This is a genomic window from Klebsiella sp. CSG-1 (assembly GCF_056521145.1).
In genome coordinates this window covers 190618-203937 of the sequence record NZ_JBWNLD010000002.1, presented here as the reverse complement: position 1 = coordinate 203937, position 13320 = coordinate 190618, and the positions used below count along the sequence as shown (strand labels likewise).

Genomic DNA, 13320 nt, shown 5'->3' with positions numbered 1-13320 from the left:
ACCACTGGGTCCTGGAAGACAAATATGAAACGGACAAAAAATATCAATCATGCCTCGTTCCGTAAAAGCTGGAGCGCGCGCCATCTGACGCCGGTCGCCCTTGCCGTTACGGCCGTATTTATGCTTGCCGGTTGTGAAAAAACCGACGAGACGGTTTCTCTGTACCAAAACGCCGATGACTGCTCTGCAGCCAACCCGGGAAAAAGCGCTGAATGCACCACCGCTTTCAACAACGCACAGAAGGAAGCGGTACGTACCGCGCCGAAATATGCCACGCGTGAAGATTGCGTCGCTGAATTCGGCGAAGGCCAGTGCCAGCAAACGCCGGCTCAGGCAGGCGTCGCGCCAGAAAACCAGGCGCAGGCACAAAGCAGCGGCAGCTTCTGGATGCCGTTGATGGCAGGCTACATGATGGGCCGTATGATGGGTGGCGGCATGGGTGCACAGCAGCCGCTGTTCAGCTCGAAAAACCCGGCCAGCCCAGCTTATGGCCAGTACACCGATGCCGGCGGTAAGAGCTACGGCGCCGCACAGCCGGGCCGGACGATGAACGTACCGAAAACGGCGATGGCGCCAAAACCCGCCACCACCAGCACCGTCACCCGCGGCGGCTTTGGTGAATCGGTCGCGAAGCAATCTGCTATGCAGCGCAGCGCGGCAGGCACCAGTTCGACTAAACGCTCAATGGGCGGCTAAATCACATGGAAAGAATCAGCATCACGGAGCGCCCGGACTGGCGTGAGAAGGCGACCGAATACGGCTTCAACTTTCATACCATGTATGGCGAGCCGTACTGGAGCGAAGAAGCCTATTACAAACTGACGCTGGCGCAGGTTGAAAAGCTTGAAGAGGTCACCGCCGGGCTGCACCAGATGTGTCTGCAGGCGGTGGAAAAAGTCGTCGCCAGCGATGAACTGATGGCGAAGTTCCGCATTCCGAAACACACCTGGGGCTTCGTTCGCCAGTCGTGGAAAACCAACCAGCCGTCGCTCTACTCGCGTCTCGATCTGGCATGGGACGGCGTGGGCGAGCCGAAGCTGCTGGAGAACAACGCCGACACCCCGACCTCGCTGTATGAAGCCGCCTTTTTCCAGTGGATTTGGCTGGAAGATCAGATCAACGCCGGCCAGCTGCCAGCAGGCAGCGACCAGTTCAACAGCCTGCAGGAAAAGCTGATCGAGCGTTTTTCCGAGCTGCGCGAACAGTTTGGCTTCCAGCTGCTGCATATGGCCTGCTGTCGCGATACCGAAGAAGATCGCGGTACCGTTCAGTATCTGCAGGACTGTGCCGCAGAAGCGGGTGTGGCCACCGAGTTTCTGTATATCGAAGATATCGGCCTGGGTGAAAAAGGTCAGTTTACCGACCTGCAGGATCAGGTGATTGGCAACCTGTTCAAGCTCTACCCGTGGGAGTATATGCTGCGCGAGATGTTCTCCACCAAACTGGAAGACGCGGGCGTACGCTGGCTCGAACCGGCGTGGAAGAGCATCATCTCGAACAAAGCTCTGCTTCCGCTGCTGTGGGAGATGTTCCCGAACCACCCTAACCTGCTGGCGGCTTACTTCAGCGAAGATGCGCATCCGGAGATGGAGAAGTACGTCATTAAGCCGATCTTCTCCCGTGAAGGGGCTAACGTATCGATCGTGGAAAACGGCAAAGTGCTGGAAGCGGTTGAGGGTCCATACGGAGAAGAAGGCACCATCGTGCAGGAGTTCTATCCGCTGCCGAAGTTTGGCGACAGCTATACGCTGATCGGCAGCTGGCTCATCAACGATCGGCCAGCCGGGATCGGCGTACGCGAGGATCGGGCGCTGATCACCCAGGATCTGTCGCGTTTCTATCCGCACATTTTCGTCGAATAAGATTTGCCCCGGCAGCGCTGACGCCTGCCGGGGTTTTTCCGCTATCTTCTACGCCCCAATCAGCACCGACAGCATGCTCAGCGATCCCATCTCCATCCCTTCCACCGGAATAGATATCGGCTCTTCGCCGTCCCAGGTACCCAGAACGTAGAGCAGCGGCAGGAAGTGCTCCGCCGTCGGATTAGAAAGCGATCCGCCCTCATGCGCCAGATAGTTCACCAGCGGATGCTCTGCAGCCGGTCCCTTCCAGCTCAGGTTGGTTTTGACGTAGTCATTAAATGATTCCGCCCACGGGTAAGGCGTGCTCTCGCCATGCCAGCGTGCCGTTCTCAGGTTATGCACCACGTTACCGCTCGCCACCAGCATGATGCCTTCATCACGTAGCGCGGTCAGCTTGCGCCCCATCTCCAGATGCCAGGCTGCCGGTTTGGTGCTGTCGATGCTCAACTGCACCATCGGGATGTCCGCATCGGGATACATTTTTATCAGCACGCCCCATGATCCATGATCGAAGCCCCAGGCTTCTTTATCCAGGGTCACAGGCACCGGCGCCAGCAGCTCAACCAGACGCTGCGCCAGTTCAGGTGAACCAGGAGCCGGGTAATGCGTATCGTACAGCGCCTGCGGGAAGCCGCCAAAATCGTGGATCGTCTTCGGCGTTTCCATGGCCGTTACCCCGGTACCGCGAGTAAACCAGTGCGCAGAAACCACAACGATAGCTTTTGGCCGCGGCAATGTTTCGCCCAGCTGCCGCCAGGCGCGGGTATAGATGTTATCTTCCAGCACGTTCATCGGGCTGCCGTGGCCTAAAAACAACGCTGGCATTCGGGTACGGGACATGGTGATATCCTTAAACAGAGGAATTGTGATGCCTTCACATTACGCGTTTTTGCGTCAGGATAAACTCAGATAAGCATGATGATGATCGTCAGAAAATTTGAATGTAATTCGCTGTAAAGGGTCGCATCTCCCTCTCGTCGTGAGCTGATAATCTGGATATCATTAATGATAATCATTATCAAAGGAAATGAATAATGTCGTCACCCTTAATATTGACGCTGCTGGCGGGTAGCGCCACATTCATCGGGGCTATTTTTGGCGTGCTGGGCCAGAAGCCATCCAACCGGCTGCTGGGATTCTCCCTGGGCTTTGCCGCGGGCATCATGCTGCTTATCTCACTGATGGAGATGCTGCCCGCTGCGCTGAACGCGGAGGGCATGTCGCCGCTGCTCGGTTACGGTATGTTTGTCATCGGCCTGCTGGGCTACTTTGCGCTCGACCGTATGCTGCCCCACGCGCATCCACAGGATCTCATGTCGCCAGGTATGCCGCGTCCGCGTAACCTCCGCCGAACCGCAATGTTATTGACTCTGGGCATCAGCCTGCACAACTTCCCGGAAGGGATCGCCACCTTTGTAACGGCCAGTAATAACCTTGAGCTGGGCATGGGCGTCGCGCTGGCGGTCGCTTTACACAATATTCCCGAGGGGCTGGCGGTGGCCGGCCCGGTTTATGCCGCCACCGGTTCACGGTATAAGGCCGTACTCTGGGCCGGGCTTTCCGGTATGGCGGAGATTCTCGGCGGCCTGCTGGCCTGGCTGATCCTCGGAAGCCTGGTGTCACCCGTCATGATGGGCGCCATCATGGCAGCCGTTGCCGGGATCATGGTGGCGCTGTCGGTCGATGAGCTAATGCCGCTGGCAAAAGAGATCGATCCGCAGAGCAACCCAAGCTATGGCGTACTGTGCGGCATGTCGGTGATGGGATTAAGTCTGGTTGCGCTGCAGGCAATGGGCATTGGCTGATGGCAAAAACAACAAAGCCCACGCAGAGGTGGGCTTTGCTATGACGCGGGGCCAGAATCAGCTGGCTTTGCGCTCATGTTCGCGGCGATAGGCCACCAGATCTTCAATGGTCACCACGGCCATATTATGCTTCTGCGCGAACGCAATGCACTCCGGCGCGCGCGCCATCGTACCATCGTCGTTGGTCAGTTCACACAGCACGCCAGCCGGCTTAAAGCCCGCCAGCGTCACCAGATCGATGGTCGCTTCAGTATGACCACCGCGGGTCAGCACGCCGCCCGGCTGCGCACGCAGCGGGAAGACATGGCCTGGACGGTTGAGATCAGAAGGTTTAGCGCCGTCGGCAATGGCCGCGCGCACGGTGGTCACGCGGTCAGCGGCGGAAACACCGGTGGTGACGCCTGCTGCAGCTTCGATGGTCACGGTAAAGCCGGTGCCGTATGCGCTGGTGTTGTTTTCCACCATCATCGGCAGGTCAAGCTGCTTACGGCGTTCATCGGTCAGGCACAGGCAGACAATGCCGCTGCCGTGGCGAATGGTCAGCGCCATCTGCTCAACGGTCATGGTTTCGGCGGCGAAAATCATGTCGCCTTCGTTTTCACGGTCTTCATCATCAAGCACCATCACACCGCGGCCTTCGCGCAGTGCATTTAAAGCGTGTTCCACACGTTCAAAAGCGGTACCAAAAGAGGAAAGGAGCGTCTGATTCATGGTAAATAAACCTCATTAAAATTATGGTTACCAGAATCAGGGCAGTCTTAGGAGCGCCGGTTTAGCGGCAAAAGTCAACGCAAGCGGATCGAAACCCGACTGAGCCGTTACTCTCTCCCATCCGGACTTTAACCGTCGGCCCCGGAATTACACCGGATCTGCTGACCTTTCTGCTTTCACAGAAAGCGCTCGCGGGCTTTCAACGCTATGGTTGATTTACCGCCGGTGGGGAATTTCGCCCCGCCCTGAGAATAAGCGAGATCACTATAACGCTATTGATTATCATCGGCAATGCATAAGCTTCAAACATTTCTGGTTTATAGGTAGCGTCGATCGCACTACAATGAGCGATAAATCGACCAGAGCAGGAAACCACCATGATTGACCCGAAAAAAATTGAACAAATCGCCCGCCAGGTCCATGAATCGATGCCGAAAGGCCTTCGCGATCTTGGGGAAGATGTCGAGAAAAAGATCCGTCAGGTACTCCAGTCGCAGCTGACCCGCCTGGATTTGGTCAGTCGCGAAGAGTTTGATGTGCAGACGCAGGTGCTGCTGCGCACCCGCGAAAAATTGGCGCTGCTGGAGCAGCGAATCAGCGATCTGGAAAGCCGCGCGGCCGCCCCGACCGTCGAAGAAAAGCAGTAAAAAAACAACGGGCCGTCAGGCCCGTTGTTGTATCAGTGTTCCAGCTCTGGCTCCGACGCCGCCTCTTCACTGACCTGACGGCAGTAGAGCTCATACCGTTGGCAAAACCATTCACGCTGAGCTTCATCCATATTGCCGACAATGGCCTGCAGATCAACGGCATGACCTTGCGCATACATTCTGGCGAAACTCAGGGCCAGAAAATCAAAGTTCTTCATTGAATACAGTTCGTGATGATTCATCCGCATACTCCTTCAGCCGTGTGTGTTCTGATTGGTCATATGCTTTCTACTGACTTCAGTATTTATACTTACGCTAACGCTTTCTGTACGAAAAATGCGCTCAGATCGCCTGTTTATTGCGCTGAATCATCTCTGTCATCAATAAATAAAAAAAGCCGGCGATCTTACGATCGTCGGCTTTCTTTGTCGGGCGTTATCCGGGGTTCTTCAGCCGCACGATACACAGCCCCGATCTCCCAGAACGCCCGCCCGGCGTCACAAATTACTTCCCGCTGTCTTTCTGGATCTTCTTAATGATGTTGGTCGTAGAGCAACCATCTTCAAAGTTCAGCACCAGAACGTCGCCGCCGTTCGCCCAGACTTCCTCGCTACCCGCGATATCTTCCGGCTTATAGTCGCCGCCTTTGACCAACAGGTCCGGCAGAATGCCGGCGATGAGGCGCTGCGGCGTATCCTCTTCAAATGAGACGACCCAGTCGACGGCTTCCAGCGCGCCGAGCACAATCATGCGCTGCTCCAGCGGGTTAACCGGACGAGACTCGCCTTTCAGACGTTTGGTCGACGCATCGCTGTTGACCGCAACGATCAGCCGATCGCCGAGCTTACGCGCATTAGCCAGATAAGAAACGTGGCCCGCATGCAGAATGTCAAACACGCCGTTGGTCATCACCACTTTCTCGCCGCGCTTACGCGCCGCCGCAACGGCCTGTTTCAGCTCGTCTTCGTTCATCACGCCGAACCCGGTCTCCGCGCGCCCGCGCACGGCGTTTTCCAGCTCGATAGGTGACACGGTGGATGTCCCCAGCTTGCCGACCACCACGCCAGCCGCCGCGTTGGCAAAGTAGCACGCCTCTTCCAGAGTGTTGCCGGAGGCGAGCGTCGCCGCCAGCACGCCAATCACCGTATCGCCGGCACCGGTGACGTCATACACTTCTTGCGCCTGAGTCGGCATATGCAGCGGCGGACGGCCCGGCTGCAACAACGTCATCCCCTGCTCGGAGCGGGTCACCAACAGTGCGGAGAGTTCGAAATCCGCAATAATTTTCAGGCCGCGTTCGACAATGTCGGCTTCGTCTTTGCACTTGCCTGCTACGGCTTCGAATTCGGAGAGGTTCGGCGTCAGCAGCGTGGCGCCGCGATAGCGTTCAAAATCGGTGCCTTTCGGATCAATCAGCACCGGTACGCCAGCATCGCGCGCCAGCTTAATCATGGTCTGCACGCTAGCCAGCGCGCCTTTTGCATAATCGGACAACACCAGCGCCCCGATGGTACCCAGCGCCTGCTGAATACGGTCATGCATCGGCTGCGGATCGACGCCGGAGAATCCCTCTTCGAAATCCAGGCGAATCAGCTGCTGGTTGCGCGACAGCACGCGCAGCTTGGTGATGGTCGGGTGAGTCGGCACGGAGACGAAATCGCACTTCACGTTGACATCCGCCAGCGCCTTACTGAGCGCACGCGCGGCGTCATCAATTCCGGTCAGGCCGACCAGACGGGAAGTCGCACCGAGAGAGGCGATGTTCATCGCCACGTTTGCCGCACCGCCGGGACGCTCTTCGATATTTTCCACCTTGACCACCGGTACCGGGGCTTCGGGGGAAATACGGCTGGTGGGACCATACCAGTAGCGGTCCAGCATGACATCGCCAACCACCAACACTCCTGCACGTTCAAACTCCGGCAGCGTTACTTTCATGACTCTCTCCTGCGAGATACAAACTTTGCGCGCGATAATAGCACACCCGGTTTTTTAGTTAAGCCATCAACCACTTCTGCCAGTTGGCGCTCACCTGCTGACGTTCATGGGTAAAGGCGTCCGGGGCGACGTTCCCCGGCTGTTCCTGCAAGGCCAGATGATGCAGCGCATCGCGCAGCGTGGTGTACGCATGGGTCAACGCCCGCGCTTCTTCATCATCCATAATGTCGTTTTGCGCCAGCAGTTCCAGAATGCGCACGTTATCAGACCAGCGCGTCAGCTTCGGTTTATCGTGCGCATAGCGTAGGACCAGATACTGGGTAATAAATTCAATGTCGGTAATGCCCCCGGCATCGGCTTTAATATCAAAGCGATCCCGGTGCTTATTGCCGAGATGCGCGCGCATCTTCTCCCGCATTTCCCGTACTTCGGTCTGCAGCGTCTCCCCTTCACGCGGGGTGCTGAGAATATCGCGCCGGATAGTATCAAAACGCACCTGCAGCTCAGGATCGCCATAGACCACGCGGGCGCGCACCAGGGCCTGATGTTCCCAGGTCCAGGCTTCATTTTTCTGATAATCGGCAAACGCATCGGTCGTGGTGACCAGCATACCCGCGGCGCCGGAGGGACGTAAGCGAGCATCCACTTCGTACAGAATCCCCGAGGACGTGCGGGTGCTGAAGAGGTGCATAATGCGCTGAGCCAGGCGCAGATAGAACTGGCGCCCGTCGATTTCGCGCTCCCCGTCGGTCATCACCTCCATCGGACAGTCATGCAGGAACACCAGGTCAAGGTCAGAACTGTAGCCCAGCTCCCAGCCCCCCAGTTTACCGTAGCCGACGACCGCAAAACCACGCCCCTGACGGTCATGCAGGTGCGTCGGCTGGCCATAACGCGCCACCATCTGCATCCACGCCTGCTGGACCACCGCATCAATCATCGCTTCGGCCAACCAGGTTAAGTGATCGCTCACTTTCATCACCGGCAGCGTACCGGCGATATCGGCAGCGGCAATATGCAGCAGCTGTGCCTGCTTAAACTGGCGCAGCGCCTCCAGCTGCTGCTCTTCGTCCTCTTCCGGCACGCGCAGCAGATACTGGCGCAGCTCATCGCGATAGGCATCGGTCGCCGTCGGTTGATAGAGGGTATTGGGATCCAGCAGTTCATCCAGCAGCAGCGGATGGCGCGCCAGCTGACTGGCAACCATCGGCGAGGCGGCGCAGAGGCTAATCAGATGTTTCAACGCGCCGGGAAACTCGCTGAGCAATTCCAGATAGGTGGTTCGGGTGACGATACCGGTCAACAGCGGCGTAATCCGCGCCAACGGCACCGGCGCATCGGCCCGCGAGCACACCTCGCTGAGCAGATGCGGCATCAGTTGATCCAGCACCTGGCGCCCGCGCGGGCCGATAGTGCGTTTATCCAGCTCTTTACGGAAATCGGCAATCAGCGCCAGCACGCTGCGACGGTCGTCATCCGCAAGATGGGCCAGCGCCGGGCTGGCGTCATCCTCTTCCAGCGCATCCTGCCACAGCTCGCGCCAGTACTCCTCCAGCTGCTCATCCGGTGATTGCGTTTCATCATCGCCAATCAGCTCGTTGAACACCCGCCGTACGCTGGCCATTTTCTCTTCCAGCTGCGCGGTCAGCGTTTCCCAGTCATCAACATGCATCCCCCACGCCAGGCGAGCGCGATTAAGCGCATCCTGTGGCAGAGTTTGCGTCTGCTCGTCATTGATGCTTTGCAGCAGGTTTTCCAGGCGACGTAAGAACAGGTAGGCATCACGCAACCGGGCGGCATCGCCTTCCGGCAGCAGGTGCAGCTCATCGATCGCCGCCAGCGTCGGAAGCAGCGCCCGCAGCTGGAGCGCCGGTTCGCGTCCGCCGCGGATCAGCTGGAAGACCTGTACGATAAATTCGATTTCGCGGATCCCGCCCGCACCGAGCTTGATATTGTCCTTCAGCCCGCGACGACGAACTTCACGGGCAATCATCCCCTTCATGTTACGCAGCGACTGGATCACGCTGAAGTCGATGTAGCGACGGAAGACGAACGGCCGCAGCATGGCGCGCAGTTCGTTGGCGTAGGTGCCTTCGTTATCGCCCATGATCCGCGCTTTGACCATCGCGTAGCGCTCCCAGTCGCGCCCTTGTTCCTGATAGTAATCTTCCAGCGCGGCAAAGCTCAGCACCAGCGGCCCGCTGTCGCCGAAGGGACGCAGGCGCATATCAACGCGATAAACAAAGCCATCCTGCGTCGGCTGATCGAGAACTTTAATCAGCCGCTGGCCGAGGCGGGTAAAGAACTGTCCGTTATCCAGCTCGCGGCGCCCGCCGCGGGTTGAGCCATGTTCTGGCCAGGCAAAAATCAGATCGATGTCCGACGAGAAATTGAGTTCGCCTCCGCCCAGTTTCCCCATCCCGAGGATCAGCAGCGGCTGCGCTTTACCTTCGGCACTGGAAGGGGTTCCCCACTCGTTACAGCAGGCGCTGTATAGCCAGTCGCGGGCGGCGACAATCAGCGTCTCCGCCAGCGCGCTTAGCTGCTGCAAACTGCTCTCTTCACTGACCAGCGACAGCGCCTGTGCCCAGGCGATGCGCACCATGATCCGGCGGCGAAACAGGCGCAGCTCACGCATTAGCGCCGCTTCGTCGTTGACCCCGGCCAGGGCGGCCTGTAGCCAGTCGGCATAGTGACGCCACTCCTGCGCCTCGGGGGGCGAGTTTTCAAGCTCGGCCAGCCACTGCGGCTGCGCCACCAGACTCTGCTGGACGAAATCGCTGAACGCCATCACCGACTGCGCCTGCGGACTTAGTGTGGATAATGGAAAATCCGCCGGCAGTCGGTCTACAACCGTCTGCCAGTGCTGCTGTAACTGTGAAGAAAGCGGCATTATAGGGGTCTCCCTGGCCTGAAATTATCGTTTTCCACTATGCAGCCAGAATGGCTCCGCGGCCAGCGCCTGGCGGCGGAAATATTCAATGACGCTACGATCTTTGTGCTCAATAGCACGACGGACCTCCAGCCAGTTCTCCAGCCAGGAGGCAGCAGCATCGGCATAGGCGCCGGCAAGCAGCTGAATACAGTCAATGTCGCGGGCCAGACGCGGCAGCTGGCCGTCGTAATCGTCCCCCAGCGTCTGCTGAAACGCATTTTTTAACTCCGCCGCCGCCCGTGAAAGCTGGATATCGGCGAAACGTTTAAAAGAGCCGGCGATCTTCTTCTGCGCGTTCTCATTTAAAAAGGCGCGCCAGCTGCGGCTCACCAGCCATTCGGTCAAGGCGAGCTTCGCGCCGACTGCGGCAATGCTGAACAGCGCCGACGGATCCTTGCCGGCCTCCGTCAGGACAGCTTCCGCTTCAGCGAGCTGTTCGCGCAACTGCGCGGTGGCCTTACGCGGCACGATGCCGCCAAACAGCACCAGCGCATGACGTACCCGGGCGATGGCGCGGAGGATTTCTCCTTTTGCCATCGGATTACCGCGGCTCCAGACCTCATCATGATAGAGCCAGTGCGCCAGCGCGTTTTCCAGCGACGCCTCCAGCCCCTGTTCTACGCTGGCTTTTGGCGCCACCTGCAGAACGCCGAATGGCTGCACCGGGCGCGCTTCATTACCCTGGGCAAGATGGTAGCCGCGCGCCGCTTTGCTGAGACTTCCCTGGCGCAGCACGCCGGTTTCCAGCAGACGACGGGCGAGCGCCAGCACATCCTCCGTCTTGCCAGAGAGCAGTTCCAGCTCCAGCTCGCAAATCGCCTCCTGATGCTCAGGGGTTTTCACCTCCCCGCGATCGAGCGCGATTTCAATCTGACTCTCTCCTTCGCTGAGCACCCATTTCTCACGTTCAAAATCGGTACTGAACAACGGCTGTACGTTTTGCGCCAGCTCCGTGGGCAGTTCGCCCTGCGGCCAGACCTCGGCAGGAAGGCGTTCCAGCGCCAGTTCCGGGCTTTCCAGCGGGATGTTGAATTCCGGACGCTGATGCAATCCGCCCACCACGCGCCCGGCGATTTTCAGGGTCATTTCATACCGACCGCGATCGCCACGGATGCGCAGCCCCATATCGTGACGGCGCAGCCAGTTATCCGCCGTTTCATAGTAAATATTGAGCAATTGACCCGCAGGCGTGTGCTGGGCATTAAGCGCGTTAAGGTGCTGGCGCAATGTTTCCACGCCGCTGTCGGAGACGATAAATTTTAATTCGATTTCTTGAGCCATGACTGAATTCTTCCGCTTCTTTGCGCTGCCGGGAAAATACGGCGAACTATCGCCGATATTTTTTGTCAGTAGATAGTATTTTGCGGCGATTCTCCATGCAATGCGCATTTTGCCGGGCCACCTCCCGGATGTTTCCGATTGTGGCAGAAAACTTTGCGTCGCTATGGCGATGCCACTACTATCGTTCAACTTTTTATGATCAAACGATGACCTGATGCCAAAATTACGCCTTATCACTTTTACTTTGCTGGCGCTCAGCGCCGCCACGGCGGTTCATGCAGAAGAAAAACGCTATGTTTCTGATGAACTGAACACCTGGGTTCGCACGGGGCCGGGCGATAATTATCGTCTTCAGGGCACCATTAACGCCGGGGAAGAAGTTTCTCTGCTGCAGACCAATGACAGCACCGGTTATGCCCAGATCCGCGACGGCAACGGCCGTACCGCCTGGATTCCGCTGAAAGAGCTGAGCACCGAGCCCAGCCTGCGCACCCGCGTGCCGGATCTGGAAAATCAGGTGAAAACCCTGACCGACAAGCTGAATAACATCGACACCACCTGGAATCAGCGCACCGCCGACATGCAGAAAAAGGTCGCCGGCAGCGATACCGTTATCAACGCGCTGAAAGACGAAAACCAAAAGCTGAAAAACGAGCTGGTTGTCGCCCAGAAAAAGGTGAATGCCGCGAATCTGCAGCTGGATGATAAGCAGCGCACCATTATCATGCAGTGGTTTATGTACGGCGGCGGCGTGCTTGGCGTCGGACTGCTGCTCGGTCTGGTGCTGCCGCATCTGGTCCCGAGCCGTAAACGTAAAGACCGGTGGATGAACTAATTCGTCTTCTCTGCCAGACTTACGTATCATCTTGAGCAAAGTGGATACGGGAGAGTCAGGCGTGAAGATTTATCTGGTCGGTGGTGCAGTTCGGGATGCGTTATTAGGGCTACCGGTCAAAGACAGAGATTGGGTCGTGGTGGGTGCCACGCCTGAGCAGTTGCTTGATGCGGGCTACCAGCAGGTAGGCCGCGATTTCCCCGTATTTCTGCACCCGAAAAGCCGGGAAGAGTATGCTCTGGCACGTACTGAGCGTAAATCGGGTTCCGGCTACACCGGTTTTACCTGCTATGCCGCCCCGGACGTCACGCTGGAACAGGATCTGCTGCGCCGCGATCTGACGGTCAATGCGCTGGCTCAAGATACCGATGGCCTGATTATCGATCCCTACGGCGGCCAGGCCGATTTGCGTCTGCGCCTGCTGCGCCACGTCTCACCCGCCTTCAGCGAAGACCCGCTGCGCGTTCTGCGCGTGGCGCGCTTCGCCGCCCGCTATGCCCACCTGGGCTTTCGTATTGCCGACGAAACCATGGCGCTGATGCGTGCTATGGCCGACGCCGGCGAACTGGCGCATCTGACGCCGGAACGCGTCTGGAAGGAGACGGAAAACGCCCTTGGCACCCGTAATCCCCAGGTCTTTTTCCAGACCTTGCGCGACTGCCACGCGCTCGGCGTGCTGTTCCCGGAAATTGACGCGCTGTACGGCGTTCCGGCACCGGCTAAATGGCACCCGGAAATCGACACCGGTGTACATACGCTGATGACCCTGACGATGGCGGCAATGCTGTCGCCGGAAATTGACGTTCGCTTTGCAACGCTATGCCACGATCTCGGCAAAGGGCTGACGCCAAAAGCGCTCTGGCCGCGCCACCACGGCCACGGCCCGGCAGGCGTCAGGCTGGTCGAGCAGCTTTGCGCCCGTCTGCGCGTACCGAACGACATTCGCGATCTGGCGAAGCTGGTCGCCGAATTCCACGACCTGATTCATACCCTGCCGATACTGCAGCCCAAAACGCTGGTCAAACTGTTTGATAATATCGACGCCTGGCGTAAACCGCACCGGGTCATGCAAATCGCCTTAACCAGTGAAGCGGATGTGCGCGGACGTACCGGATTCGAAGCCCGCGATTATCCGCAGGGACGCCTGCTGCTTGAAGCCTGGGAGATAGCCCAATCGGTCTCTACAAAAGAGGTGGTTGCTCAGGGCTTTAAAGGGCCGGAGATTCGTGAGGAGCTGACGCGGCGCCGCATTCTGGCCGTCGCGAAGTGGAAGGAAGAGCGCTGCCCTCAGCCTTGCGACTGAGGG

At 58.3% G+C, this 13320-nt stretch carries 12 protein-coding genes and 1 riboswitch; of the genes, 6 read left to right on the top strand and 6 right to left on the bottom strand.

Going from position 1 to position 13320, the window contains the following annotated elements:
- Positions 1-24 precede the first annotated feature (24 nt).
- On the top strand, positions 25-696 hold the full coding sequence (locus AC007G_RS05505; RefSeq protein ID WP_004867777.1) for a DUF1190 family protein: 672 nt from the start codon (positions 25-27) through the stop codon (positions 694-696).
- 5 nt (positions 697-701) lie between these two features.
- Positions 702-1862, top strand: coding sequence for a glutathionylspermidine synthase family protein (locus tag AC007G_RS05500; RefSeq protein ID WP_032690677.1), 1161 nt, complete (start codon positions 702-704; stop codon positions 1860-1862).
- A gap of 48 nt (positions 1863-1910) precedes the next feature.
- Here AC007G_RS05500 and ygiD read toward each other — a convergent pair whose 3' ends face one another.
- Positions 1911-2702: a 4,5-DOPA-extradiol-dioxygenase gene (gene ygiD / locus AC007G_RS05495; RefSeq protein ID WP_032690676.1), complete on the bottom strand. Its 792-nt coding sequence runs from the start codon at positions 2700-2702 to the stop codon at positions 1911-1913.
- 194 nt (positions 2703-2896) lie between these two features.
- Between ygiD and zupT the strand changes: the two genes are divergently transcribed.
- Complete coding sequence (gene zupT / locus AC007G_RS05490; protein WP_032697551.1) at positions 2897-3667, top strand: zinc transporter ZupT; 771 nt, start codon at positions 2897-2899, stop codon at positions 3665-3667.
- A 57-nt stretch (positions 3668-3724) separates the two neighbouring features.
- Here the strand turns inward: zupT and ribB are convergent, their stop codons facing one another.
- Entirely contained in the window at positions 3725-4378 is a 654-nt protein-coding gene (gene ribB, locus AC007G_RS05485) for a 3,4-dihydroxy-2-butanone-4-phosphate synthase (RefSeq protein WP_032690674.1), read from the bottom strand.
- A 105-nt stretch (positions 4379-4483) separates the two neighbouring features.
- Positions 4484-4635: riboswitch (FMN riboswitch) on the bottom strand.
- A 120-nt stretch (positions 4636-4755) separates the two neighbouring features.
- Between ribB and ubiK the strand changes: the two genes are divergently transcribed.
- Positions 4756-5025 (top strand): ubiquinone biosynthesis accessory factor UbiK, encoded by a 270-nt coding sequence (gene ubiK, locus AC007G_RS05480; protein WP_004867791.1) that lies wholly within the window; start codon positions 4756-4758, stop codon positions 5023-5025.
- Positions 5026-5057: 32 nt separating this feature from the next.
- On the opposite strand, the gene glgS is transcribed toward ubiK, so the two are convergent.
- From glgS to AC007G_RS05460, 4 genes are all read right to left on the bottom strand, one after another.
- Positions 5058-5267 carry a cell surface composition regulator GlgS gene (gene glgS / locus AC007G_RS05475; RefSeq protein ID WP_046853439.1) on the bottom strand — a complete coding sequence of 70 codons (210 nt, stop codon included), beginning with the start codon at positions 5265-5267 and terminating at the stop codon, positions 5058-5060.
- A 262-nt stretch (positions 5268-5529) separates the two neighbouring features.
- A complete protein-coding gene (hldE, locus tag AC007G_RS05470; RefSeq protein ID WP_015585701.1) occupies positions 5530-6963 on the bottom strand; it encodes a bifunctional D-glycero-beta-D-manno-heptose-7-phosphate kinase/D-glycero-beta-D-manno-heptose 1-phosphate adenylyltransferase HldE in 1434 nt (477 codons plus the stop codon).
- A gap of 58 nt (positions 6964-7021) precedes the next feature.
- Positions 7022-9859 carry a bifunctional [glutamate--ammonia ligase]-adenylyl-L-tyrosine phosphorylase/[glutamate--ammonia-ligase] adenylyltransferase gene (glnE, locus tag AC007G_RS05465; protein ID WP_185935621.1) on the bottom strand — a complete coding sequence of 946 codons (2838 nt, stop codon included), beginning with the start codon at positions 9857-9859 and terminating at the stop codon, positions 7022-7024.
- A 21-nt stretch (positions 9860-9880) separates the two neighbouring features.
- Complete coding sequence (locus tag AC007G_RS05460; protein WP_099001550.1) at positions 9881-11179, bottom strand: CYTH domain-containing protein; 1299 nt, start codon at positions 11177-11179, stop codon at positions 9881-9883.
- A gap of 214 nt (positions 11180-11393) precedes the next feature.
- Between AC007G_RS05460 and AC007G_RS05455 the strand changes: the two genes are divergently transcribed.
- Both AC007G_RS05455 and AC007G_RS05450 read left to right on the top strand, forming a co-directional pair.
- The gene (locus AC007G_RS05455; protein WP_004867804.1) at positions 11394-12014 is read left to right on the top strand and encodes a TIGR04211 family SH3 domain-containing protein; all 621 of its coding nucleotides are present in this window, start codon (positions 11394-11396) and stop codon (positions 12012-12014) included.
- Between the two features lie 61 nt (positions 12015-12075).
- Complete coding sequence (locus AC007G_RS05450; RefSeq protein ID WP_032690670.1) at positions 12076-13317, top strand: multifunctional CCA addition/repair protein; 1242 nt, start codon at positions 12076-12078, stop codon at positions 13315-13317.
- Positions 13318-13320 lie beyond the last annotated feature (3 nt).